We start from the raw sequence: 24,665 nt of genomic DNA, 5'->3' as shown, positions 1-24,665 counted from the left end.
GCGCTTGGTCCTCGCGCAAATTATCCAGCACAGGCAATATCACAACGCAGAGGACTGGCCGAACGGAGGAGAAGGGCATGATCAGCACATCGACTAGTGAGGCGTTTGCCGAAAAGCTAAAGAAGCGTAAGACCGACGGCATGATCTCCGCCTGGATCGGGATCCCCGACCCGCTTCTTGCAAATTTCTTTGCCCAGGAGCCGTTCGATGCTGTCGTGATCGACCTGCAGCACGGGATGTGGGACATCGCCTCCGCGGCCACCGCTATCGGTCAGGTTCGTCTTGCCGGCAAGCCGGCCGTAGCACGCATTCCGGTCGGCGATTTCGCCTCCGCCTCGCGCCTTCTCGATGCCGGCGCTTCCGGCATCATCGCGCCGATGATCAATTCGGCCAGCGATGCGGAGCAGTTCGTCAAGGCGACGAAGTATCTGCCGCTCGGCGAACGGAGCTGGGGACCGGCGCTGGCGCTCAACTACAACGGTCTTTCGCCGGATGCCTACCTCAAATCAGCCAACCAGCTAACAGTCACGATCGCCATGGTCGAAACGCGCGCAGCGCTTGAGGCCATCGATGAAATTCTTGCCGTCGACGGCATAGACGGTATCTTCATCGGCCCCTCTGATCTTTCGATCGCGCTATCGGACGGTGCAGCACTTGCCCCGAACTCGGCCGAAATCGATCGTGTCATGGCTCAGGCGCTGGAGCGCTGCCAGCATCATGGCAAGTTCATCTGTGCGTTCGGCAGCGACGGGGTCAGGGCAGGTCAGCTCCTGAAGCTCGGCTTTCACTTCGTCATCGCTGGCGGCGACAGCGCCCAGCTTCGAGCAGGCGCCCGCGCGGCAATAACGACTGCTCGCGAGACGGCTGCAGGCGGCTCAACTAAGCAGGCCTAGGTATCACAGACGCCGACCGGCCGATCGACATCGCAAATGCGTGCTAGCCGATCAGAAGGGCGTCGTCGTCCAAGGTCTGGCCGCGCATCTTGCGGAACATGTCGATCAGGTCTTCGACCGTGAGCGTCTTGCGGTTATCGCCATGGACGTCGAGAACAAGCTCGCCGCCGTGCAGCATGATCGTCCTGTGGCCGTAATCGAGCGCCTGGCGCATCGAGTGTGTCACCATCAATGTCGTCAGCTTTCGCTCCGAGACGATCTTCTGCGTGAGGGTCATGATGAACTCAGCCATGCCAGGGTCGAGGGCTGCCGTATGCTCGTCAAGCAGCAGCACTTCCGATCCGGCCAAGGTCGCCATGACAAGCGATACCGCCTGCCGCTGACCGCCCGAGAGAAGGTCCATGCGGTCCTTCATGCGGTTCTCGAGACCGAGGTTGAGCTCCGCAATTCGGGCGCGAAAATGGTCGCGCCGCTTTGCGCCGAGCGCCGGCACCAGGCCGCGCCGTTCTCCACGTCTCGCCGCAAGCGCCAGGTTCTCCTCGATGGAGAGAGCACCGCAGCTGCCCGCCAGTGGGTCCTGAAAAACGCGGGCCACCAGGCCAGCGCGCGCAGACGTGGTCTTGCGCGTGACATCGGTATTGCCGATCAATACCTGGCCTTCTGTTGCCAGCACGTCGCCGGCCAGCACACCGAGCAAGGTTGATTTGCCCGCGCCGTTCGAGCCGATGACGGTGACGAAGGAGCCTTCCTCGATCGTCAGGTTGACGCCGTTCAGCGCCTGTTTCTGCAGAGGTGTGCCGCGTCCGAAGACGACCTTGATATTCTTCAGATTGATCATGCTGCGGCACCTCCGCGGCGAAGCCGGGGCAGAACGAGTGCGACTGTGACCAGGAAAGCCGTCACGAAATTCAGATCCGAGGCCTGCAAACCCAGGACATCAGACGAGAGGGCAAGCTGGATAGCGATACGGTAGAGGATAGAGCCGAGCACGCAGCCGATCAGGGCAATCAGCAGACCGCGGCGACCAAGCAGCGTTTCGCCGATGATGACAGCGGCAAGACCGACGACGATCGTGCCGATACCCGATGTCACATCGGCAAAGCCGTTGGTCTGGGCAAAAAGCGAACCGCCGAGGGCAACCAGCGCGTTCGAGATCGCCATGCCGAGATAGATCTGGCGACTGGTATCCACGCCTTGCGCGCGGGCCATGCGTGCATTGGCGCCCGTTGCGCGCATGGCAAGCCCGGCATCGCTTTCGAGAAAACGCCAGACCACAATGACGGCGACAACAACCAGAACGCCCACGAAGAGCGGGCGCACGTAGAAATCCCTAAGGCCATGGCCGAAGAACGGACTGATCATCGTGTCGGCGTTGATCAGCGCGACATTGGGTTTGCCCATCACCCTCAGATTGACCGAGAAAAGCGCGATCATGGTCAGGATCGATGCCAGCAGATTGAGAATGCGGAAGCGGACGTTGAGCATCGCCGTGACAAGGCCGGCAGCAGAACCTGCCGCCATGGCAACGAGGGCGGCCAGCCACGCATTGACGCCGGCGGTGATCAGCACTGCCGTGACTGCGGCGCCCAAAGGAAAGGATCCGTCGACGGTTAGGTCCGGGAAATCCAGGACACGGAAGGCTAGGTAGACGCCGAGTGCGACAAAGGCATAGACCAGCCCCAGTTCAACAGCTCCCCAGAATGCGATCTGACTCAAGTTGTTCGCCCTTCATCCCTTCCCGGCCTTCGGGAAGTAAGCTCTTAATACCATCAGCCGTTCCCGTCGGAAAACGGAAACGGCTGTATTTTATCGATAGCGGCAGTCGCCAGGCGTTATTCGATAACCTTGGAAGCGCGCTTCAACACGCTGTCAGGAACGGTCACGCCCATCTTTGCGGCAGACGCCTTGTTGACGACGAGATCGCTGCCGGAGGCGATCTTGACCGGGATGTCGCCCGGATTTTCGCCCTTGAGGATACGCACGACGATATCACCCGTCTGCTTGCCGACGTCGTAGTAATTGAAGCCGAGAGCGGCGATCGAGCCGCGCGAGACGGAGTCCGTATCGGCGGTGAACAGCGGCAGCTTTGCTTCCTCGGCAACGGCGACAGCACCTTCGAGCGCCGAGATGATCGTGTTGTCGGTCGGGATGTAGATCGCATCCGCGCGGCCGACGAGCGCACGAGCGGCGCCCTGAACGTCTGCAGACTTGGCGGCTGCGGATTCGACGACGGTCACGCCGGCCTTTGCTGCTTCGGCCTTGAGGACGGCGAGCAGCGATACCGAATTCGCTTCACCGGCATTATAGAGATAGCCGATCTTTTTGACGTTCGGCAGGATCTCCTTGATCAGAGCGAGATGCTCGCCGACCGGCGACATGTCGGAAAGGCCGGTGACGTTGCCGCCGGGCTTGTCCAGGCTCTTGACGAGCTGCGCGCCGACCGGATCGGTAACAGCGGTGAAGACGACCGGAATGTCGTGGGTCGCCGAGACGACCGCCTGGGCAGACGGCGTGGAGATCGGCACGATGACGTTCGGATTGTCGCCGGCGAACTGACGGGCAATCTGGGCCGCCGTCGCGGGGTTGCCCTGCGCCGACTGGAAGACGAACTTCAGGTTCTGTCCCTCCTTGTAGCCGGCTGCCGTCAGCGCATCGAGAACGCCCTTGCGGGCCGCATCGAGGGCCGGATGTTCGACGATCGCCGTGATGGCGACGGTTACGGTGTCGGCGGCCTTTGCCGAGACCGACAGGGCCAAGGTGGCTGCAAGCGCAAGCAGTATCGATCGCATTGATAGTCCTCCCAATGTTGTTTTTGGCTTCATAGGCAAAGCTCTGCTTCAAATCAATCGTTGCGCTCGACTGCAAGGATGAAAGTTTTTGATCTGTGATTGACGACCGCAAGTGATGGGGAAATCTTAAGCCGAGAGTTGCTTTTTCGAGGCATGGCAGGAGATTTTTGCATGAAAAGGCTTGTTGGCGCTATCGCCATCCTTCTCTTTCTCGCGGCTGCGGGGGTTACGGGCCTTTTCCTTTTCCAGCGTGAATCCGCAACCGTTCCTATCGAGCAGGGTTATGGGCCATCGCCGACCCTGCCCGGTCCCAATCGCACTCTCATCCCCACCGTCAATGCGGCGCCGGCATCCGCATGGCCTGATGGCGTGACGCCGAAAGTCGGTGACGGGCTCAAGGTTGAAGCCTTCGCGAGGGGGCTCGATCATCCGCGGTGGCTGCATGTGCTGCCGAACGGCGATGTGCTTGTCGCAGAGAGCAACGAGCCGGCGGAACATGACGATACCGGCTTCAGTCTCAAGCATTGGATTGCGGGGCTGGTCATGAAGCAGGTGGGCGCGAAGGTAGAGAGCGCCAACCGGATAACGCTGCTCAGAGATGCTGACGGCAATGGCGTCGCCGAGTTGCGCACGATTTTCCTGAAGGGACTGAATTCGCCTTTCGGAATGACGCTGTCGAACGGCATTTTCTACGTCGCCAACACCGATTCCATCATGGCCTATCACTACAAGGATGGAGAAACCGAGATCACTGCGCCAGGCGAAAAGATTGTCGATCTCCCGGCCGGCCCGATCAATCATCACTGGACCAAGGATGTGATCGCCAGCCCTGATGGCAAGAAGCTCTATGCCACGGTTGGATCGAACAGCAATGTCGGCGAGAACGGCCTCGAGGTCGAAGGCGACCGTGCCCGCGTGATCGAGATCGATCTGGCGACGCGTCAGATCAGGCCGTTTGCGACCGGACTGCGCAATCCGAACGGATTGTCATGGCAGCCTCAGAGCGGTGAGCTGTGGGTAGCAGTCAACGAGCGCGACGAACTCGGCAGCGATCTCGTTCCTGATTACATGACTTCGCTAAAGGACGGCGCGTTCTATGGCTGGCCATACAGCTATTTCGGTCAGCACGTCGACGGCCGCGTCAAGCCGCAGGACCCGGACATGGTTGCGAAGGCCACCATGCCGGACTATGCGCTCGGTCCCCACACGGCCTCGCTTGGACTGACCTTTAACACCAGCAATCTCTTCGGCAAGGCCTATGTCGGCGGTGCTTTCGTCGGCCAGCATGGCTCCTGGAACCGCAGGCCCCGGAGCGGCTACAAGGTCATCTACGTACCCTTCACGGACGGGAAACCCTCCGGTCCGCCACGCGATATCCTGACCGGCTTCGTCGGGGCCGACGGAAAGGCGATGGGCCGGCCGGTCGGCGTCGCCATCGATCTCAAAGGCGCGCTGCTGGTCGCCGACGATGTCGGCAATACCATCTGGCGCGTCACGCCGGCAGCGGCGCAATAGTATTCCGTTGCCCGGATTTGTTGCGATCTACCGTATTATTTCAGCGAACCCCGCTTATAATCGCGGGATAGTCACCACAGATAGGCAATATGGCAAACAGATCAGGCAGTGCGGACCTTCCACTCCATGGAGGCAGGGTGCCGAAATGGCTCGGCGACCGCATGACCAAGCTCGGCGCCGTCATGACCGAGGCGATCGTCATCCACTATGGTCGCGACGAATTGCTGCGCCGTCTTGCTCATCCCTTCTGGTTTCAATCCTTCGGCGCCGTCATGGGGATGGACTGGCATTCTTCCGGGATTACCACCAGCGTGCTCGGTGCCCTGAAGCGGGGACTGACGCCGCTATCCGGAGAGCTCGGCATCCATGTCTGCGGCGGACGTGGCGCGCAATCGCGCAAGACGCCGGGCGAGCTCCTTTCGATCGGCGACCGCGTCGGTCTGGATGGCAACCGGCTCGCCAATGTCAGCCGGCTAGTGGCCAAGGTCGACAGCGCGGCTCTGCAGGATGGCTTCGATCTTTATCTCCATGGCTTCATCGTGACAGACGATGGGCATTGGGTCGTTGTCCAGCAAGGAATGAACGAGGACAAGCGGCAGGCGCGACGATACCATTGGCTGTCAGAGGGTTTGAAAAGCTTCGTCGATTCGCCCCATAGCGCAATCGAAGGCCGGACCCAGGGCGAGATCATCAATCTTGCCGACGTGCGAGCCGAACGGTCCCGCCGGGGACAACTGGACCTTTTGGCCACGCTCGGTCCTGATCGAATTGTGCGCGAAGCTGCCGCTCTCGCCATTGACGCCAGGAGCGCATTGCCTCTTCCCGAGCAGCCGCTTCTGCCGCACCTGATCATGCCGGCCCATCACGATGTCAGGGAAAGCGACGTCAACATGAAGCGCTTGCATAGCAATCTTGCCGCTGCCGCCGACCGCGGACCGCGGGACTTTGAGGAATTGCTGCTCACGCCGGGAGTGGGCGCCCGCACTGTGAAGGCGTTGGCGATGGTCGCTGAAGTCGTGCATGGCGCTCCCTGCCGTTTCTCCGATCCGGCTCGTTTTTCGCTCGCCCATGGTGGCAAGGATCGTCATCCTTTTCCGGTGCCGCTGAAAGTCTATGACGAGACGATCAAAGTGATGAAGTCGGCAGTCTTGAAGGGCAAGCTGGGGCGTGAGGAGGAGTTGCAGGCTCTGAGGCGACTGGATGACCAGTCGCGTCAGCTCGAGCGCTATGTGACCGGCCCGGATCTCAAGGAAATCGTTGCGGGCGAATTCCGTCAATCGGCAGCCTTCGGCGGGCGCAGCGTCTTCGGCTGGGAGCCGCCTGCCGACGAGACGTAAGCTATTCAAGATCTCCTGGAAAAACTCGACGCTCCATTGCCCAATCTCGACATTGGCGAGTGTGTCATCGTTGCGAGACACGTCATGCAGGATTGACAGTCGGCGCGGGTTAGATATCGACTTCAAGCGTCTCTGCCGGAACGTGAAAGAGCCTGAATGCGTCTCGCAAGCCTTGCCATGTACACAACCTCTCCGCCTGTTGCCGCTGCCACCAATGCCCTATGGAATTTCCTCCGTGACGGTCTGCGGCAGGAAGGTTTTGCGGATGTGCCAGAGGCACTGGATGCGGAGTTGCCCTATAACGAAGCGTGGCTCCATCCAGACCTACTGCTCGCCCAAACCTGCGGCTATCCCTATGTAAGGCATCTGCGCGGTAAGGTGCGTCTCGTGGCAACGCCGGCCTATTCGCATGCCGGCTGCGACGGGCCGAACATGTGCAGTTTTATCATTGTGCGCAGCGGCTCCGAGGTGCGTTCACTGGAGGATTTGCGCGGCGCCAGGGCAGCGATCAATGATCCGGGCAGCAATTCCGGTGCCAATCTATTTCGTGCTGCAATCGCGCCGATTGCCGGGGGGCGACCGTTTCTCTCCTCAGTCATCGCGACCGGCGGCCATCGCAGCAGCATCGATGCCGTGAGGACAGGCGAGGCGGACGTGGCCGCCATCGACTGCATCACATATGGCAATGTTCAGCGTTTCGATCCGCAGGCGCTTTCCGGCATCCGCGTGCTCTCGCAGACCGCCAGGGGGCCGGGACTGCCCTTGATTACCCGGGCGAACGCCTCCGACGAGGAAGTCGCCGGCCTGAGGCGCGTGCTCGAAAAGGCGGTCACCGATCCGGCGCTTGCAGAAACCCGCGCCACGCTTTCGCTCACAGAGTTCGCCGTTCTTTCCGATGCCGACTATGAGCCTCTTGCGGAATTCGAACGCGAAGCCGATCGCCTGAATTATCCGGCTGTCGCGTGATTTCTGACGTCGTCGGCTGACGCTCAACGGCAGATCGTCATGATCCGATAGAGGGCAGCATGCTCCAAACTTGGTCGACCTTAGCCAGCCGGACGGCCGCTAAGGCGGAACCTGTATCAATTTGAGACATCGATCGCGATTTTTGGCGAAGCGTTAAGGCCGAGTTCAATCGCAATTTTTGTGACTTTCTTAACTTGCTAAGACGTGGAAACTATTTGCGAGGCCGCGCCGTCCAAAGTGCGAAGCCTGACGAACCGACTCCGCCGGCGGCATCGCCGCCTCGACCTAGCGTCACGTCTCGTGTTCGTTTTCTAAGCGACCGGCGTGATAGAGACCGCCGCACTCGTGCCGAGATTACAATAGCTTGCCGGCACGAGGCTGACAAAAAAAGGATTGAAGCTGCGTGATTGCTTCTTCAAGAAGACTGCCTTCCACTTTCTTTGCCGCCGTTCTCTCTTCACTTCGGCAAGCCTGCCTCAGTCTCGCTGCCGCCAGCGCCGCCATAAATGTGCTGGCGCTAACAGGCTCCTTCTTCATGCTACAGGTCTACGACCGGGTTATTCCCGGCCGCAGCCTTCCGACGCTTGCCGGGTTGGCAATCATCGCTGCCACGCTTTTTGCATTTCAGGGCGTGCTGGAACTATTGCGCACTATGCTGCTTTCGCGGATCGGTATGTCCCTGGACGAGCGATTGAGCGGAAGTGTCTTCGACTCCCTCATCTTTCCGGCGACGTGGACGCAGAATGGGGGGAGTGGGCTGCAGCCCGTCCGCGACCTTGATCAGGTGCGGTCGTTCCTTTCCGGGGTCGGCCCAACGGCTCTATTCGACCTGCCCTGGATTCCGCTCTATCTGGTTCTGTGTTTCCTGTTTCATTTCTGGATCGGCTTTGCGGCGCTCGCGGGAACTGTCGTTCTCATTGTTTTGACGGTTCTTGCCGAGGTGCTGTCGCAGCGCCCCAATCTCGAATCCGCCCGACTTTCGACAGAGCGCCTTGCCTTTGCCGAAAGTGCGCGCCGCAACTGGGAGGCGGTTGTCGCGATGGGTTTCAGTGGCCGGCTGGTGGGCAAGTGGAATGCCATGAGCGGGAATTATCGCAGAAGCCAACTCTCCGCCGGAAACGTTGTCGGCAGCCTCGCCATCGCATCGAAAATTCTGCGGATGATGCTTCAGTCGACCGTACTCGGTGTCGGGGCAATACTGGTCATCAGGCAGGAAGCAACCGGTGGCATCATGATCGCAAGCTCGATCCTGGTGAGCCGGGCCCTTGCTCCGGTCGAGCTCGCGATCGGCCAGTGGCGCGCCTTCGTCTCCGCCCGGCAGAGCTGGACACGCCTTCGCAAACTGCTGGAGCAGATGCCGACAGAGCATCGGGGCATTGCGTTGCCGAACCCGACTAGGGAACTGACGCTTGAAAATGTCAGTATCGCTTCGCCGGGCAGCCGCGAATTGATCGTTCGCAACGTTTCCTTCAAGGTATCGGCCGGAACAGTGCTCGGCGTCATCGGCCCAAGCGCCTCGGGCAAATCGTCCCTTGTCAGGGCTGTTGTCGGGTTATGGCCCACTGTTATCGGAACGGTCCGCCTTGATCAGGCTGCTCTGTCGCAATGGAAGCGGTCGGATATCGGTCGGCATGTCGGCTATCTTCCGCAGGACGTCGGCCTGTTCGAGGGCTCCATTGCGGAAAACATCTCCCGTTTCGACGAGCAGGCGACGTCTGAGGCGATCATATCGGCCGCGAAGTCCGCCGGCATATATGAAATGGTCGTGCAGTTGAGCGACGGCTTCGATACGCTGATCGGCGAGGGCGGCGCCCGGCTTTCCGCCGGCCAGCGGCAGCGCATCGCGCTTGCCCGGGCACTCTACGGCGATCCCTTTCTTGTCGTGCTCGATGAGCCGAATTCTAACCTGGATGCCGATGGCGAGGCGGCCTTGACATCGGCCTTGCTTGGCGTGCGCGCCCGCGGCGGCATCGCCATCGTCGTCGCCCATCGGCCCAGCGCCCTTGCCGCGGCCGACAAGGTGCTGGTCATGACTGACGGGCAGATGCAGGCGTTCGGACCTAAGGACGCCGTTCTCAGAAATACAACGAGGCCATCGCTGATGCCCGGACCTATCCGTCTACTTGTTGCCGGAGAGGAGCCAAGCGCATGATTTTCGCACCAATCTCGGCCTCGGAACGAGCCATTCGCCGCCTCTCAATGCTTGCTCTTGCGACAGTGCTGCTTCTTTTCGGAGTGATGGGCGGGCTTGCCGCGACGGTCCGGATTTCGGGCGCAGTCATTGCGTCAGGCACGCTCGTCGTCAGCAGCTATGTAAAACCCGTTCAACACCTCAAGGGGGGCATCGTCAGCACAATCAATGTCGGCAACGGCGATCATGTGGATGTCGGCCAGATCCTGATCCATCTCGACGATACCCAGACCCGGACGAGCCTTGCGATCGTGCGCAAGCGACTGAACGAACTGGCTGCCAGAACGGCGCGGCTGGTCGCAGAACGCGACGGCAAGGAGACGATCACCTTTCCCGCCGCGCTGCTTGCCAAGGCTGGAGAGTCCGAGGTTGCGAGCATGATGGCCGGTGAGCAGCGCCTGTTCAACGACCGGATGGCGTCGCAACAAGGGCGCAAGGCCCAACTGCACGAAAGGATCGGCCAGCTGAACCAGGAAATCGATGGGCTAATCGCGCAGCAAAAGGGCAAGCAGATCGAAGTCGATCTTGTCAACAAGGAGTTGGCGAGCCTCCAGCGCCTGTCCGATCAGGGCAGCGTTGCGGCGACGAAGGTATATGCGCTGCAAAGGGAGAGTGCGAGCGTGACGGGAGAACTCGGCACGCTCGTCTCCGAAATCGCGCAGGCGCACGGAAAAATAACGGAGACCGAGCTTCAGATCATCCAGGTCGACGACGATCACGGCAGCGAGGTCTCAGATCAGCTCCGGCAGGCGCAAAGCGACGAGGGGCAATTCCTTGAGCGGCTGACGGCTGCAGAGGATGACCTGAAGCGCATCGACATACGTGCACCGCAGGCCGGTATCGTCGATCACTTGACCGTCCATTCCGCTGGCGCCGTGGTCGGGCCGGGGGAAACGATCTTGCGGATCGTTCCGGACAAGGATGCGCTCGTAGCAGAACTGAAACTCTCGCCGCGGGATATCGATCAGGTCGCGGTCGGCCAGCCTGTCATCCTGAGGCTTTCCGTGTTCAACCAGCGTGCGACACCTGAGCTTAACGCACGCGTCAGCGAGGTTTCGGCCGATCTCACGACCGACCAACATTCGGGCCAGAGCTACTATATCGTTCGCGCCGAAATCCCCGTCTCGGAATGGAGCCGCCTTGGAAAGCTGACGCCGGTTCCGGGCATGCCGATCGAGGCGTTTTTGCAAACGGGTCGGCGAACCGTAATGGCATATCTCACGAAGCCTTTGACCGATCAGATGCACAGGGCGTTTCGCGAGGAATGAACGAAGAACGGTGTGGCGGCCTATGCCGCCACACCGCTTGTTTTGGCGCTAGATGTGCCAGTCCGACGTATGCGTCGTATTCGCAAGTGCGCTGACAGTCGGGTCGTCAAGCGAATAGGCATGGATGTAGTCGATCTTCATCTGTGCCCCGTCCTTCATGCCATCCCCCGGGTCGCCCGCCGGACCGCCGACCGCGAGATTGACAAGCATATACATGGGCTTGTGCATGTCTGCGGGGGTGGCTGCATGGGCAACGGCAACGTCGTCGAAATACCAGACGATCTGGTCCGCATCCCAGAGCACACCGTAATTGTGAAAACCGGCCGTGCTCGGAACCTTGACCGCTGTCGATTCCATCGTGTGCTGCCCGGTCTCGTTCGTATGAGCCGTCACATTGACCGTCGTTGGATCCTGCCCACGCATTTCCACCACGTCCAATTCCGGCGGCCAGGAACCGTCTTCCGGCAGCAGCCAGAAAGCCGGCCATGCGCCCTGGTTTTCCGGCATGTCGGCGCGCATTTCAAAGTAGCCATAAGTCTGGGAGAAGGTGGAGTGCGTCGTCAGCAAGCCGGACGTATATTCATGGCCGTCCAGCGCCCATTTCATCGGGTCCGTCGTCGGCTTCGCCGATATGGTCAGTACGCCGTTTTCGACGGAGAACGGATTTGCCGAGGCCGTCGGGGCATAGGATGGATTGACGTACCATTCCAGTTCGCCGACGTTGAGCGTGCTCCCCTTGTCGGGCGCCCAGAAGAATTTCGGATCCCACGTGCCGGTGGAGCCGTTCCTCAGCGACAGCGTGTTGAAATCATCAGAAAAGGTTGGCGTCAGATGGGAAAGATCGATGCTGAGATCGAACTGATTGGCATGCAGGTCTGCCGCGGTCTTGTTGGCGAAGACAAGGCTTTCGCCGCCACCAAGGTCGAGGTGCAGATTTGCGCCCTGCTGGGTAAGATGGCTGGCCAGCTGGTCGAATGAGCTGAAGCCGTATTGGTTCAACCGGACCGTATCGTCAGCGCCGAAATCCGTGATCAGATCGCTTCCGTTGCCCTTGGTGAAGATGAAAGTGTCGGCGCCTCCGCCGCCGGTCAGAACGTCATTGCCGGCGCCGCCGTCGATAGTCTGGCTGCCAGTCCCGCCGGTAATGATGTTGTCTTCGGCGTTGCCGAATGCGTGCCTGTTATCGCCGGTTACAACAAGGTTTTCGAAATTGGCCGGCAACGTATAGTCCATCCAAGTGTTGATCGTGTCGACACCGCCATTAGCTGCCTCAGAGGCATGGTTGATATCGGAATAGAGATAATAGATGTCATCTCCGGTGCCGCCGATCATCGTGACGTTGACCGAACTGTCGCCCCACATGGAGTCGTTACCGGCGGTTCCGTAAAGCTGCGCACCGGATCCGGTTGCGGAAAACCAGGCCGTTGAGGTTCCGCTATAATAAAGTGGCTCGCCCAAGGCGTTTAAAATCGTTTGGGTCATTTACACTTCCTCTGTTGCATCAGATACCTCCCGTACGTTCCTCCAAAGGTACGGTAGCATCCGACCAACATGATCCATCAGCTATGGTTCGCCGATTTGCAGCTTGATCCGGTCACGACTGCCGCTAGCGTAAAAATTTCGGCGCATCTTTTGGCGGCATGCCGCCCGGCATGTCCCAATTTCGCGCGGAATTGTTCGGAATGAGCCAGATCGGCACTCGCCGCTAGCCAGCGAGGCGGCCGCCTTGCATCGGCGCCGGCACGCCCGTGGTTGCCGGGAAGCTGATCGGCAGGCCTCTCAGAACGCGAACCGCAAGATAGGCAAAGCATTCCGCCTCGACGGCGTCGCCGCGCCAGCCGAGCGTTTCCGCCAAGGTGGTTTCCACACCGGCGCGTTCGGCCAGCATCGCCATGATCGTCGGGTTATGGCGACCGCCACCGCTGACGACGAGCTTCTTCGGGCGGCGGGGCAGCAGATCGAGCGCCTTGCCGACCGCCGAGGCCGTGAAGGCGGAAAGCAGCGCTGCCCCATCCTCGGCGCCGAGGCCGTCGGCCATCGAAGCGGTAAAATCGAAACGGTCCAGCGACTTCGGATAGGGTGCGCTGAGATAGGGGTGCTCAAGCAGCTTGGACAACCGCGCCTCGTCGACCTTGCCCGCCCGCCCGAGCGCGCCGTCATAGTCCATATCGCCGAGGCCGAGGGATTTGACGAAGTCGTTCAGTGGCGCGTTTGCCGGGCCGGTATCGAAGGCAATGAAATTCTCGCCGCCGTCCCACCAGGTGATGTTGGCAACGCCGCCGAGGTTGAGGATTGCGCTGTCGCCGCTGGCATCGGCCTGGTGAAGGAGTGCCGCATGATAGGCGGCGGAGAGCGGTGCGCCCTGACCGCCGGCCCGCATGTCGGCCGAGCGGAAGTCATAGGCGACCTTGGTGCCGAGAAGTGAGCTCATCAATTCACCGTCACCAAGCTGGCGTGTCTGTCCGAGCCGATCCTTCTGGGGTGCGCGGTGCAGCACGGTCTGACCGTGAAAGCCGACGATGCCGATATCCGCCATGGTCATGCCGTTTGCTTCGACGAATTCCCTGACGGCGGCGGATTGGGCTCGGCTTAAAGCTTCCTCGGCTTCGCGGAAGATTGAGGGCTCGGGTCCATTGAAATTCCAAGTCCTTGCTTCTGCCAGCGTCTTCTCCAGCAGGGTCCTAACAGATTGCTCGTAGGGCATCAGGGCATAGGGGCCAAAGCTTTCGATGCGCTCGCCATCCGTCTTGATCAGGGCGACATCGATATTGCCGTCGAGAACGGTGCCGGTCATCAGGCCGACGGCCCAGATTGGTTCCATGATCAAGCTCCTAGGATTCGTTGATGCGATTGCCGACCGCCTGACGAAGCGGCAGGATGCCGCTGTCGAAATGACGGGTCGGATGGATACGGTTGGTCAGCAATGTCCAGGCTCTGCCCTTGGCGAAATCCACCCAGAGGCCGGTGCCGGTAAAGCCGGTATGGCCGATGGTTTCGAGCGAGCAGAGATCTCCGCCGGACCAGTTTTCGTAAGGGCGCTCCCAGCCATGCGTGCGTGTCGACGACAGAGGCGTTCGCATCAGCGCGATGGACTGCTTCGAGGCCCCGGTGCAGTTGAGCAGTCCCTCCGCAAAATCAAGGACGGATGCCGCCGTGCCGAACAATCCGGCATGGCCGGATCCGCGCAGCGCCGAGCAATTGTCGTCGTGCACTTCGCCGCAGAGAACGCGGTGACGCCAGGTACAATCCTCTGTTGCCGCGGACATTTCCGGGGCCGCGGAGAAGGCGAAGCCCGCGCCGGGATCCAGCTCCCGAAAGGTCTTTTGCTCCAGCCTCTCCAGCGCAAAACCAAGCAGGATAAAATTGATGTCGGAGTAAACCGGCGGCCCGGCCCGCCATTCCCGCTGCAGGATGAAGGCCCGCAGCAAATCCGGATCCTGGCCGTAGGTATAGATCGGCTCGACTGCCGGAAACGGCGTCTGATGACCGAGGCACTGGCGGAATGTCACTCTCCGTTCCCAGGCGTTCGGATCATATTGGCGCAGATCCGGTAGGACCGAGACAAGCGGTGCATCCAGGTCGATGATGCCGGCTTCAGCCAGCGCCAGAATACGCGGCGTCGTGAAGATGACCTTGGTCAGGGATGCGAGGTCGAACCAGGTGTCGGTCTGCATCGGCCTTCTGATGGGAACGATTTGCGCGGAGCCGACGGCGCGGATGAGGCGTCCGCGCTTCAGATCGACAATTCCAAGCACGCCGCCGGGAATACGCGAGGCGGCAATGGCTGCCTCCAAAGGTTCAAAGGCCCGGTCGAAGAGCTTGATGAGATCGGCATCGGCTTCGTATTCGGTTTGATCGACTGTGCCCATGGCCTTCCTTCCTCTCCCCCGATTGGCTGGCCTCAGCCTTCGGCCTGCGCCATGTGGTCCGCTCCGAATTGCTTCCAGTCCGCTGGAGCGGGTTCAAAGCCGATCGGGCGCACCAGCGAGGGAACCTGCCGCGTATCCAAGGTGAAGTTCTCATTGCGGCGATCGATGGTCGGCACGGCGGAAATCAGCCTCTTCGTGTAGGAGTGCTTTGGCTCCGAGAGCACCGATGCCGCATCGCCGATTTCGACGATCTCGCCTGAATAGATCACGGCGATCCGATGGGCAATGCGTTCCACCACAGCCATGTCATGCGATATGAAGAGGTAGGCAAGCCGATATTCGCGCTGCAGGTCGATCAGCAGTTCGAGAACCTTGGCCTGCACCGACACGTCAAGCGCGGATACTGCCTCATCCAGCACAAGCACGGACGGATTGAGCATGAGCGCGCGGGCAATGCAAAGCCGCTGGCGCTGGCCGCCCGAAAATTCGTGCGGATATCGCTCAAGGCTGTTTTCCGGCAGGCCGACGCGCTTCAGAAGCATGGCCATGCGCTCCCGCGTCTTGGTCGAAAGGCGTTCACCTGCGGCGATCACGGGCTCGGCCAAAATGCCGTCGACGCGAAGCCTAGGATTGAGCGATGCATAGGGGTTCTGGAAAACCATCTGTACCGGACGCTGACCCGTTCGGGATGCCCTTTCGGCATGGGCGGAAAATTTGCCCCGCGTGGATTTGACCAGCCCAAGGATAGCGCGCGCGGTCGTCGATTTGCCGGAACCGCTCTCGCCGACGATGGCAAGCGTTTCGCCGGGCACAAGGTCGAAGCACACATTCTCGACGGCATGAACCTGCCCTGCCTGTCTTCTGAACAGACCCGAGGACACCGGGAAACGAACGGTCAGGCCGTCGACCGCAAGGGCCGGGGCGACGATCTTTGTCTCATCACGTTTGAAGTCTTCCCGTGTCGCACGTCCGGCCGCGAAATGCGGAACGGAATGCAGGAGATGTTGGGTATAGGGATGGTTTGGGTGATCCAGCACCTGGTTCAATTCGCCCTGCTCGACCGCTGTGCCGCCCTGCATGACCATGACCTTGTCGGCGATCCCCGCAACCAGGCCGATATCGTGGGTGATGAAGATCATCGACATGTCGGTCTCGCGCTTCAGCTCGGCAAGCAGTGCCATGATCTGCGCCTGGACCGTGACGTCGAGCGCCGTCGTCGGCTCATCGGCGATCAGAAGACGCGGATTGCAGGCAAGCGCGGTTGCGATCATCACCCGTTGCAGCATGCCGCCGGAGAGCTGGTTGGGGCAATATTTCAGCCTGCGCGCCGCATCCGGAATCCGCACGCGGTCCAGCGCATCCTTGGCTGCCGCTGTTGCCTGGCGGCCGCTCAGTCCGCGATGCAGCCGGAAGGATTCCTCGATCTGCCGGCCGATGGTCAGCACGGGATTGAGCGATGTCATCGGCTCCTGAAAGATCATGCCGATCTCGGCGCCGCGGATTTTCTCGAGCTGTGGTTCGCTCGCCGTCGTCAGATCGAGAAGGCTATTGTCGGAGCGCTTCAGCTTGATCGATCCGCCGATGATGCGGCCGCCATTGAAGTCGACCAGGCGGTTGATGGAAAGAGCAGTGACCGATTTGCCGGAGCCGGATTCACCGACGATGGCCAGCGTCTCGCCTCCCGCGAGATCGAAGCTCACGCCGCGCACGATCTCGTTCGCTTCAGGATTGCGGCCGAAGCCAACGCGCAGGTCGGAAACGGAAAGGAGCGGGTTCACGATGCCGTCCTCCGCATTTTGGGGTCGAGAATATCGCGCAACGCATCGCCCAGCAGGTTGAAGCCCAAAATGCTGATCATGATCGCCACGCCGGGGAAGATCAGCAGCCAGGGTGCGGTCTCCATCAGGTTGCGGCTGTCGCTGAGCATCAGCCCGAGCGAGGCGGCTGGCGGTTGCGTGCCGAGACCGAGGAAACTGAGGCCTGCCTCCGTGAGCAGCGACCATGCAAGCGCAAGCGTGACCTGCACGGTCAGCGGCGCGACCAGATTGAGAAGGAGATGCCGCGTCAGGATATAGCGTTTCCTGCTGCCGAAGGTGCGGGCGGCATCGACGAAATCGCGGGCCTTAAGTGACAGGGCCGGGCCACGGACGACGCGGGTGAAGATCGGCGTATAGACGATGGCGATGGCGGTAACGCTGGTCCAGGTTCCCGGGCCGACGATCGCAATGATGAGCAGGGCAAGAAGGATAGCCGGGAAGGCAAGCAGCACGTCCATGAGGCGCATGATGATGCCATCCCAGCGCTTGCCGAACCAGGCGGCAGTCAGCCCAAGTATGGTGCCGATCAGGCTTGCGAGGGCAACGGAGAGGAAGGCAATCGTGAAGGACTGGCCGATCCCCTGCATCAGGCGGCTTGCCACATCGCGGCCGAAGAGGTCGGTGCCCATCCAGTAGACCACGCTCGGCGCATGCAGGCGGTCGATCCGGTTCTGCGTCAGTGGATTATGGGGCGTCACACCGAGCATCCCGAGGATGGCGACGACGAGATAGATCAGGACGATCACACCGCCGATCCTGCCGCTCATATGGCTAAGGATTGCACGAAGGATACGCATCAGCCTTCCCCCAAGCGGACACGCGGGTCGAGCGCGACATAGGCAAGGTCGACGAGGAGGTTGATGACCATGAAATTGAAGGCGATGAAGAGGACACAGCCCTGAACCAGCGCATAGTCGCGCTGCAGGATGGCATCGAGCACGAGGCGTCCGAGGCCCGGAAGCGCATAGATCTGCTCGACCAGCACCGCCCCGCCGAGGAGATATCCGAACTCGACGCCGCTCAAGGTGACGACCGGGATCAGCGCATTCGGCAGCGCGTGCCGCCAGATGACGCCGCGCGCCGGAACGCCACGGCTGCGTGCGGTCCTGACATAGTCGTCGCTCAGCACATCGAGCATGGCGGAGCGCGAAATCCGCGTTACCGATGCGGCGAAAGCAAAGCCAAGGGTGATGGCAGGCAAGATCATCTGCCCGAGATTGCCGATCGGGTCTTCCCAGGGCGGCGTGAACGCCCCCATGGTCGGCAGTACACCGAAGCCGGCTGAAAGCGCATAGATGATCAGCAATCCCAACACGAAATTCGGGGTCGACTGACCGATCATCGCGATGACCCGGACGCCGAGATCGGAGAATTTTTCCTTGTGAGTGGCCGCAAACACGCCGGCGGGAAGCCCGACCAACAGGGCGATGATCATCGAAAGCAGCGCCAGCTCAAGCGTCAGCGGAAAACGCTCGATGATGACCCCCAGCACCGGCTTTCCGTAGGTGACGGAAATGCCGAGATTGCCCTGAAGCACGCCGAGCAGCCAGCGCCAGTACTGGATGAACCAGGATTGGTCGATGCCGAAATAGGCGGCCAGCGACGCCCGCTGCTCAGGCGTCAGAAGACCGGCCTCCGTGCCGAGCATCGCCGTGATGGCGTCGCCCGGCACAAGGCGGATCGCAACGAATACGAGGATCGAAACCCCAATCATGACCAGCGGAAAGGTCGCCAACCGGCGGGCCAGATAATTCATGGGACCATAAACCTCGCGACCGTTCGCACTCGAGCCCTGATCGGATCAGGACTTGATGGAGACCTTGCTGAGGCCGAAGAGAGAACCCGTCGGAGACGGCACGAAGCCTTCGATGTTCTTCTGGGCGGCGGTGTAGCCATAGGACGTGTAGAGCCAGACCCAGGGGGACACTTCGGCAATGTGCTTTTCGAAGTCGGCAAAGATCGCCTTGCGCTTGGCGGGGTCGGTTTCAGCGCGGCCCTTCTGCAGCAGGCTGTCGAGCGTATCGTCGGTATAGTTCGCGACCTTCTGCAGGTTGCCGTTCTTCGTCCAGTAGCGGTTGTACATCGTGTAGGGATCAGCACTGCCGCCGTTGAGCGCAACAGCCATGTCGAAATTGCCCTTCAGCCAGGCGTCGACATAGACATTCAATTCCATCAGCTTGATATCGAGCTTGATGCCGATTTCGGCGAGTTGCGCCTGGATGACCTGTGCTTCGGAAGCGGCAGTCGGCGGCTCGCCGGTTGCGGCGATGACGGTTGCGGAAAAGCCGTTGGCGAAGCCGGCATCCGACATGAGCTTCTTGGCCTTTTCAACGTCGCGCTTGTAGCAGAAAAGCTGGCTTGGATCGGCGGCATAGGCAGGCATGGTGAGCGGTCCGGTCACCTTGCCCTCGCCAAGGGCGGCCGTGTCGAGAACGTCCTGGCGGTCGATGGCGCAGGAGATCGCCTGACGCACGGCGAGCGTGTCCATCGGCTTGTGCGCGGGATTGAGCTGCAGGACATTGTAGGAAAGAACGGGTGTGCGCGTCAGCACCAGGCTCGGTTCCTTGGGAACGAGCGTGGCAACCAGCGGGTCGTTCAGAAGCGCGAAGTCGACCTGCTTGGTGCGCATTGCAGCCAGGATCGCGGTTTCATCCGGCAGAACGCTGACGTTGATGCCATCGACGCCGACTGCGCCACCGGCCCAATCCTTGTTGGCGGACAGTACTTCCTTGGAATTCGGAACCCAGCTGTCGAGCTTGAAGGGACCGGAGCCGATCGCCTTGGTACCGATCGTGCCGGCCGTGATATCAGCCGCCGGAACGATGGCCGCGTTGATGTTGGACATCGCCGTCAGGATCGGAACATCGGGCTGCGACAGATGGAAGACGACGGTTGTCACGTCAGGGGTATCGATACCCGATATCGACAGGAAGTTGGCGCGCGCCGCTGCCCCTGTCGCCTGGTCGAGAATGCGCTGGAAGGAAGCCTTCACGTCGGCAGACGTTACCGCAGCGCCGTTCTGAAACTTGGCCTTCGGGTCAAGCTTGAAGGTCAGGTCCTTTCCCTCGGCGGAGAAATCCCAGGACTGCGCGATGGCCGGAGCGATCTGCAGATTGCTGTCGAGCCTGACGAGCGGTTCATAGATGAGTTCGAGCAATCTCAGCGAGGAAAAGGCAGTCTGCTTGTGCGGGTCGAGGCCCGTTGCATCCTGCGACCAGGCCAGGCGCAGCGTTGCGGCGGCTGCGGGGGTAGACACGGTTGCGACACCCATCAGCGCTGCCAGCGCGATGCACGACATCATCTTACCTGCGAAATGCCTTCTCATTTTTCTCACCCTCTGCACCTTCGTTGATCCTGCGGCTATGCTGCCGCTTATGTCTATGTTGACGAATGCCCGAACAGCTTAAACGATCTTGGCGCTGATCGCCTTTCGCAGGAATCCTCCAGCGTTTTGCAATGCGTCGCGCGCTTCTTCAATGCCTGCGCCGGTTATTTCGATGAAAATGGCAAGTTTCACGTCATTGCCTGTCAGGTCGAGAACACGCCGCGCTTCCGCAGGCGTGCAGCCGGTCGCCTGCATGACAATCCTTGAGGCGCGGGCGACGAGCTTCTGGTTGCTCGCATTCACGTCGACCATCAGGTTCTGGTAGCTCTTGCCGATGCGGATCATGCTGGCCGTCGTCAGCATGTTCAAAATGAGCTTCTGCGCCGTGCCGGACTTCAGCCGCGTCGAGCCGGTCAAAATTTCAGGGCCGACGACCGGAGAAATGGCAAGATCCGCAATGCCGGCTATGACCGAGTTGGGATTGCAAGAGAGTGCCACCGTCTTTGCGCCGACGCTCCTGGCATAGTTCAATCCGCCGATCACATAGGGCGTGCGGCCGCTAACGGCGATGCCGACGACCACGTCCTTGTTGGTCAGATTTATCTCTTCAAGCGCCTGTTTGCCAAGCGCCGGATCGTCTTCCGCCCCTTCGATCGAGCGCCGCAGCGCGTCCGGGCCGCCTGCAATGAGGCCAACGACCATCGTATCCGGTACGCTGAAGGTCGGCGGGCATTCCGAGGCATCCAGGACGCCAAGCCGACCGCTGGTGCCGGCACCCATATAGACAAGCCTGCCGCCTTTCTGGAAGGCGTTCACGATCTCGTCGACGACGGCGGCAATTTCTGGAATGACCTTTTCGACGGCTACAGGGACGCCGCGATCCTCGTAGTTGATCTCGCGCAGGATGTCGAATGTCGGCAATAGGTCGATATGCATCGTATTGGGGTTCCGGCCTTCCGAAACCAGCTTTTCCAACTCGGATATCAACCTTTGCTCAGTCATCGACCTGTTCTCGAATTGTCATCTTGGACAAATGAAGATTGTAAAGCGAGGCACGCAAGCACTTGTCCGCTCACAATAAATTGGCGCCGATCCGGCGATTTACGAGATCACGGCTGATGCTTTATCCCGCCCTGCGACGTCACCGTCGCTGGCCGTCCGCCTCTGCTCCTCTCCCATTTCCCTTTCGTTAAAGTCTTAGGATCGTCTATTCCTTATGTCAACACGAAAAGGAATAATATATTCCAAATCGGCGACGATGAAAGCCTTACCTCGACCGACTAGGAAGCTGGCTGTGATTTCCTGGCAAGTATGATTGCGCCCGACACGGCGTCGCCGTCTGCGGGCTTCAAGCGACGGCGGACATCAGGGGAAAGCCATGGCTCCAGTGGACTGGCCAGTCCTCCGAGAAGCGACACGCGCGGCGCGCCCTTGTCGAAAAGAGCGCGGACCAGAGTGTCGATATGCTCGGCGGCACCTTGGACGATGCGGCGGGCCGCGGCGTCGCCCTGGTCGGCATGGCGCATCACCATCGGCGCGAGTGCGGCATAGTCGGTCGCCGACGACCGATCCATCCATGCGACTGCCTCCATCGGATCGTTCTGGAACCGCTGCATGATCTCTGCCAGCAAGGCCGTGCATTCCTGGCGACCGTCATGGGCGCGCAACGCCGCCTGCACCGCCTTCAGTCCGAGTTCGGCGCCGCTTCCGTCATCGGAGATGGGAAAGCCATAGCCGCCGACGCGCAGATCATGTCCATCCACGAAGCCGAGACCGATCGAGCCTGTTCCGGCAATGACGATCGCGCCGTCCTTGCCCGAATGAGCGCCGAGGCAGGCCCCCATTCCATCGCTGACAAATTCGATGCCGGCGAAACGATGAGGAATCGCCTTCAATGCTTCCAGCGCACCTTTGCGGCCGATGCCGGCAAGGCCGATGCCGACATGCGTGCGAGCGATCTGGCCATCGGCGAACCCTGACTCCTCGATAGCAGCACTAAAGGCTCTTGCGATCGAAGCCCATGCCTCCTCAATCCCGAGCCGGGTCGTGGCCGGACCGGAAAGGCCCTGTCCTAACACGGTACCCGAGTGATCCTCGATCCGGGCCCGACAGCCCGTTCCGCCGCCGTCGACGCCGAGAAAATATATCGGACGATCGGGTGCCTCGCTCATGGGCTCAGCCGCTCGATGTCGGCGCCGCAGAGACGCAGCTTGCGGTCCAGCTGTTCATAGCCGCGGTCGAGATGGTAGACGCGGTTGACGATCGTTTCGCCCTCCGACACCAGTCCCGCCAGAACGAGCGACACGGAAGCGCGCAGATCGGTTGCCATGACCTGGGCGCCCCTAAGGGCATTGCCGCCCCGTACAAGTGCGGTCGTTCCCTGCAGTTTGATATTGGCGCCGAGACGCATCAGTTCCGGAACATGCATGAAGCGGTTTTCGAACACCGTTTCGCGGATAAGAGAAGCGCCGTCGGCACAGCAGGCGAGGGCCATGAATTGCGCCTGCAGATCGGTGGGGAAGCCCGGATAGGGTTCCGTGGTGAGATCCGTCGCTTTCAGCGGTCCATCCCGCGAGACGACCAGCCCGCGATCGCTCGGCCACAGGCTGACGCCAACGGTCTCCAGCACCTGCACGACCGAGGCAAGATGGTCGAGGCGAGCGTTGATCAGTTCCAGCCTGCCGCCCGTGATCGCGGCCGCGACTGCATAGGTCCCGGCTTCGATCCGGTCAGGGATTCCGTGGTGTTTGGCGGGTCGCCATGTCGTGTTGCCCTCTATAAGAATCCGATGCGTGCCTGCTCCCTCGATCCGGGCGCCCATCGCGACAAGACAGGCGGCAAGGTCGGCTACTTCAGGCTCTCGGGCGGCGTTCAGGATTTCCGTCTCGCCTTTTGCCGTTGTGGCGGCCATCATGGCGGTTTCGGTTGCGCCGACCGAGGGCGAGCTCAGGACGATCCTTGTTCCGGTGAGACCGGAGGGTGCCGACGCGACAATCAGGCCGTTTTCTATCGCAATATCGGCGCCGAGGCTCGCGAGCGCCTTGATGTGAATATCGACAGGTCGCGCGCCGATCGCACAGCCTCCGGGCAAGGAGACGCGCGCCTCGCCGAAGCGCGCAAGCAGCGGCGCCAGGACCAGAACGGTGGCCCGCATCTTGCGCACCGTGTCGTAGGACGTTTCCTTCGATACGATCGCGCTTGCATCGATCGTCGTGCTGTGCGCGGATCCGGTCACGTCGGCGCCGTGAAGCCGCACCACACCCAGCATGTTTTCGACATCGGTGACAGCCGGAAGATTGGTCAGCTCCACCGGGTAGGGGCTGAGAAGGGCGGCCGCAATCTGCGGCAAGGCAGCATTCTTTGCGCCGGAAATCGTCACTGCACCCTGTAGGCTTTTTCCGCCGATGATCCGCAATCTTTCCATGAATATGAGTTCCACCAGGAGGAAGGTAGAGGGAACACCGATGGGATTCCTCGGAAGGGAATGATTATTGGGTCATTCCTTTCTGTCAATAGGAGAGGAATTTTTTATTCCAGATCATGGTTTGCCGGCTTCGGTTCCGATGTTATGGTGACTGCGCGATCATCAAGCCAAAACCGGCAGCGGCATCGCGAAGGGGCGAATGTCTATCCTGAAGAAGATCAGTGCTAATCTCGACGTGATGGCGCCGGCGGATCGCCAGATCGGCCAGTTCATTGTCGAGAACCCCGATCAGATGCTGCGGCTTTCGTCCGCTGCTCTGGCGGCCGAAACAGGCCGCAGTCAGTCGAGCGTGGTGAAGTTCAGCCAGAAGCTTGGTTACGCGGGCTATCAGGAACTGAAACTCGCCGTCAGCGAGGCCAAGGCGCAGGAATGGCAGGCGCCGGCCGGCATGATCCACGGAACGATCGAAGCGGGCGACGGATATCTCACGATCCTGCAGAAGCTGATCGGCAGCAAGCTGCAATCGATGCAGCAGACGATCGCCGTCAACAACGAGCAGGACATCGACGCAGCACTCACGACGCTCAACGAGGCGCGTCGCATTCATCTCGCGGGCGTCGGCGCCTCCTCGCTGGTGGCCCGCGACTTCTCCTACAAGCTGATGAAGCTCGGCCGAAATGTCCTCCATGACAGCGATAGCCATGTGCAGATGGCCAATGCCTCGACGCTTGGATCGGGCGACGTTCTGTTTGCACTTTCCTATTCGGGCGCGAGCATCGAGACCTTGCGCATTGCCGAGCTGGCAAGCCAGAGGAACGCCACGGTGATTTCGGTAACGGGTCTTTCCGACAATCCGCTGGCGCGGGCCGCCGACATTCGTCTTTATACTGTCGGTGACGAGGAGCGTGTCCGCTCTTCGGCGATTACCGCGCGCGACGCCCAGCTCATGCTGACGGATTTGCTGTTCATCCTGCTGGTGCAGAGACAGTCGGATGCCAATGAATATGTTCACAATAGCGAAATGGCCGTCTCCGTCCTCAAGGCCAAGCAACTGTCCTGATATTTCATGACCGGCCCTTGCGCGATATCGATGCGCGTACGAAAAGGGCCGTCAGGACGACAGATCAACATGACAGGGAGGCCGCGCAATGACTGAAGCCTTCATTTGCGACTACATCCGAACCCCCATCGGCCGCTTCGGCGGCTCGCTTGCGGCTGTGCGGGCGGACGATCTGGGCGCGCTTCCATTGAAAGCCTTGCTGGCGCGCAAT

The 24,665-nt window shown here is 60.8% G+C and carries 20 protein-coding genes and 1 pseudogene; 8 read left to right on the top strand and 13 right to left on the bottom strand.

The annotated features are described in order from the left end of the window. Positions 1–80 precede the first annotated feature (80 nt). Positions 81–893: an aldolase/citrate lyase family protein gene (locus DTW90_RS33790; protein WP_188080151.1), complete on the top strand. Its 813-nt coding sequence runs from the start codon at positions 81–83 to the stop codon at positions 891–893. A gap of 43 nt (positions 894–936) precedes the next feature. On the opposite strand, the gene DTW90_RS33785 is transcribed toward DTW90_RS33790, so the two are convergent. From DTW90_RS33785 to DTW90_RS33775, 3 genes are all read right to left on the bottom strand, one after another. Continuing rightward, entirely contained in the window at positions 937–1,731 is a 795-nt protein-coding gene (locus DTW90_RS33785; protein WP_132523382.1) for an ABC transporter ATP-binding protein, read from the bottom strand. Beyond that, positions 1,728–2,609 carry an ABC transporter permease gene (locus DTW90_RS33780; RefSeq protein ID WP_132523380.1) on the bottom strand — a complete coding sequence of 294 codons (882 nt, stop codon included), beginning with the start codon at positions 2,607–2,609 and terminating at the stop codon, positions 1,728–1,730. Before DTW90_RS33780 ends, DTW90_RS33785 begins: the two co-directional genes overlap by 4 nt. 116 nt (positions 2,610–2,725) lie before the next feature. Then, positions 2,726–3,682, bottom strand: coding sequence for an ABC transporter substrate-binding protein (locus DTW90_RS33775; RefSeq protein WP_132523378.1), 957 nt, complete (start codon positions 3,680–3,682; stop codon positions 2,726–2,728). 171 nt (positions 3,683–3,853) lie between these two features. Here DTW90_RS33775 and DTW90_RS33770 point away from each other — a divergent pair, with 171 nt between their 5' ends. From DTW90_RS33770 to DTW90_RS33750, 5 genes are all read left to right on the top strand, one after another. Beyond that, positions 3,854–5,197: a sorbosone dehydrogenase family protein gene (locus tag DTW90_RS33770; protein WP_149344200.1), complete on the top strand. Its 1,344-nt coding sequence runs from the start codon at positions 3,854–3,856 to the stop codon at positions 5,195–5,197. 89 nt (positions 5,198–5,286) lie between these two features. Beyond that, entirely contained in the window at positions 5,287–6,534 is a 1,248-nt protein-coding gene (locus DTW90_RS33765; RefSeq protein ID WP_132523374.1) for a DUF763 domain-containing protein, read from the top strand. A gap of 156 nt (positions 6,535–6,690) precedes the next feature. Next, a complete protein-coding gene (locus DTW90_RS33760) occupies positions 6,691–7,500 on the top strand; it encodes a PhnD/SsuA/transferrin family substrate-binding protein (protein WP_132523372.1) in 810 nt (269 codons plus the stop codon). Positions 7,501–7,903: 403 nt separating this feature from the next. Beyond that, the gene (locus DTW90_RS33755) at positions 7,904–9,652 is read left to right on the top strand and encodes a type I secretion system permease/ATPase (protein WP_149344198.1); all 1,749 of its coding nucleotides are present in this window, start codon (positions 7,904–7,906) and stop codon (positions 9,650–9,652) included. After that, complete coding sequence (locus DTW90_RS33750) at positions 9,649–10,959, top strand: HlyD family type I secretion periplasmic adaptor subunit (protein WP_132523368.1); 1,311 nt, start codon at positions 9,649–9,651, stop codon at positions 10,957–10,959. Before DTW90_RS33755 ends, DTW90_RS33750 begins: the two co-directional genes overlap by 4 nt. A gap of 48 nt (positions 10,960–11,007) precedes the next feature. Here DTW90_RS33750 and DTW90_RS33745 read toward each other — a convergent pair whose 3' ends face one another. From DTW90_RS33745 to murA, 10 genes are all read right to left on the bottom strand, one after another. Then, positions 11,008–12,441, bottom strand: a complete 1,434-nt coding sequence (locus tag DTW90_RS33745; RefSeq protein ID WP_132523366.1) for a family 16 glycosylhydrolase — start codon at positions 12,439–12,441, stop codon at positions 11,008–11,010. 223 nt (positions 12,442–12,664) lie between these two features. Beyond that, entirely contained in the window at positions 12,665–13,780 is a 1,116-nt protein-coding gene (locus tag DTW90_RS33740) for an anhydro-N-acetylmuramic acid kinase (protein WP_149344196.1), read from the bottom strand. Positions 13,781–13,790: 10 nt separating this feature from the next. Beyond that, a complete protein-coding gene (locus tag DTW90_RS33735) occupies positions 13,791–14,828 on the bottom strand; it encodes a serine hydrolase (protein ID WP_132523362.1) in 1,038 nt (345 codons plus the stop codon). 32 nt (positions 14,829–14,860) lie between these two features. Then, on the bottom strand, positions 14,861–16,606 hold the full coding sequence (locus DTW90_RS33730) for an ABC transporter ATP-binding protein (protein WP_132523360.1): 1,746 nt from the start codon (positions 16,604–16,606) through the stop codon (positions 14,861–14,863). Then, positions 16,603–17,442 (bottom strand): ABC transporter permease, encoded by an 840-nt coding sequence (locus DTW90_RS33725; protein ID WP_132523358.1) that lies wholly within the window; start codon positions 17,440–17,442, stop codon positions 16,603–16,605. The genes DTW90_RS33730 and DTW90_RS33725 overlap by 4 nt, the downstream gene beginning before the upstream one ends. After that, the gene (locus DTW90_RS33720; RefSeq protein ID WP_132523356.1) at positions 17,442–18,401 is read right to left on the bottom strand and encodes an ABC transporter permease; all 960 of its coding nucleotides are present in this window, start codon (positions 18,399–18,401) and stop codon (positions 17,442–17,444) included. The genes DTW90_RS33725 and DTW90_RS33720 overlap by 1 nt, the downstream gene beginning before the upstream one ends. A gap of 45 nt (positions 18,402–18,446) precedes the next feature. After that, complete coding sequence (locus tag DTW90_RS33715) at positions 18,447–19,970, bottom strand: ABC transporter substrate-binding protein (RefSeq protein WP_149344194.1); 1,524 nt, start codon at positions 19,968–19,970, stop codon at positions 18,447–18,449. A 78-nt stretch (positions 19,971–20,048) separates the two neighbouring features. Continuing rightward, on the bottom strand, positions 20,049–20,972 hold the full coding sequence (gene murQ, locus DTW90_RS33710; protein WP_132523352.1) for an N-acetylmuramic acid 6-phosphate etherase: 924 nt from the start codon (positions 20,970–20,972) through the stop codon (positions 20,049–20,051). Between the two features lie 278 nt (positions 20,973–21,250). Next, complete coding sequence (locus DTW90_RS33705; protein WP_149344192.1) at positions 21,251–22,141, bottom strand: N-acetylglucosamine kinase; 891 nt, start codon at positions 22,139–22,141, stop codon at positions 21,251–21,253. Continuing rightward, on the bottom strand, positions 22,138–23,394 hold the full coding sequence (gene murA, locus DTW90_RS33700) for a UDP-N-acetylglucosamine 1-carboxyvinyltransferase (protein ID WP_132523348.1): 1,257 nt from the start codon (positions 23,392–23,394) through the stop codon (positions 22,138–22,140). Before murA ends, DTW90_RS33705 begins: the two co-directional genes overlap by 4 nt. A gap of 199 nt (positions 23,395–23,593) precedes the next feature. Between murA and DTW90_RS33695 the strand changes: the two genes are divergently transcribed. Together DTW90_RS33695 and DTW90_RS33690 are read left to right on the top strand one after the other, a co-directional pair. Continuing rightward, entirely contained in the window at positions 23,594–24,454 is an 861-nt protein-coding gene (locus tag DTW90_RS33695; RefSeq protein ID WP_132523346.1) for a MurR/RpiR family transcriptional regulator, read from the top strand. An 88-nt stretch (positions 24,455–24,542) separates the two neighbouring features. Beyond that, positions 24,543–24,665: pseudogene (locus DTW90_RS33690) on the top strand (3-oxoadipyl-CoA thiolase); the annotation flags it as partial.

The sequence above is a fragment of the Neorhizobium sp. P12A genome (genome assembly GCF_008365395.1).
Classification (GTDB): Bacteria; Pseudomonadota; Alphaproteobacteria; order Rhizobiales; family Rhizobiaceae; genus Rhizobium.
The sequence above is the reverse complement of the archived record's forward strand: the minus strand, read 5'-3'. Positions and strand labels throughout refer to the sequence as shown.

Bases quoted from the DNA above. Each gene is read 5' to 3' on its own strand.
- DTW90_RS33740 (WP_149344196.1), bottom strand. From the start codon at position 13,780: ATGGAACCAATCTGGGCCGTCGGCCTGATGACCGGCACCGTTCTCGAC.
- DTW90_RS33750 (WP_132523368.1), top strand. From the start codon at position 9,649: ATGATTTTCGCACCAATCTCGGCCTCGGAACGAGCCATTCGCCGCCTC.
- DTW90_RS33775 (WP_132523378.1), bottom strand. From the start codon at position 3,682: ATGCGATCGATACTGCTTGCGCTTGCAGCCACCTTGGCCCTGTCGGTC.
- DTW90_RS33720 (WP_132523356.1), bottom strand. From the start codon at position 18,401: ATGAATTATCTGGCCCGCCGGTTGGCGACCTTTCCGCTGGTCATGATT.
- murQ (WP_132523352.1), bottom strand. From the start codon at position 20,972: ATGACTGAGCAAAGGTTGATATCCGAGTTGGAAAAGCTGGTTTCGGAA.
- DTW90_RS33745 (WP_132523366.1), bottom strand. From the start codon at position 12,441: ATGACCCAAACGATTTTAAACGCCTTGGGCGAGCCACTTTATTATAGC.
- DTW90_RS33695 (WP_132523346.1), top strand. From the start codon at position 23,594: ATGTCTATCCTGAAGAAGATCAGTGCTAATCTCGACGTGATGGCGCCG.
- DTW90_RS33735 (WP_132523362.1), bottom strand. From the start codon at position 14,828: ATGGGCACAGTCGATCAAACCGAATACGAAGCCGATGCCGATCTCATC.
- DTW90_RS33705 (WP_149344192.1), bottom strand. From the start codon at position 22,141: ATGAGCGAGGCACCCGATCGTCCGATATATTTTCTCGGCGTCGACGGC.
- DTW90_RS33715 (WP_149344194.1), bottom strand. From the start codon at position 19,970: ATGAGAAGGCATTTCGCAGGTAAGATGATGTCGTGCATCGCGCTGGCA.
- DTW90_RS33785 (WP_132523382.1), bottom strand. From the start codon at position 1,731: ATGATCAATCTGAAGAATATCAAGGTCGTCTTCGGACGCGGCACACCT.
- DTW90_RS33760 (WP_132523372.1), top strand. From the start codon at position 6,691: ATGCGTCTCGCAAGCCTTGCCATGTACACAACCTCTCCGCCTGTTGCC.
- DTW90_RS33770 (WP_149344200.1), top strand. From the start codon at position 3,854: ATGAAAAGGCTTGTTGGCGCTATCGCCATCCTTCTCTTTCTCGCGGCT.
- murA (WP_132523348.1), bottom strand. From the start codon at position 23,394: ATGGAAAGATTGCGGATCATCGGCGGAAAAAGCCTACAGGGTGCAGTG.
- DTW90_RS33765 (WP_132523374.1), top strand. From the start codon at position 5,287: ATGGCAAACAGATCAGGCAGTGCGGACCTTCCACTCCATGGAGGCAGG.
- DTW90_RS33725 (WP_132523358.1), bottom strand. From the start codon at position 17,442: ATGCGTATCCTTCGTGCAATCCTTAGCCATATGAGCGGCAGGATCGGC.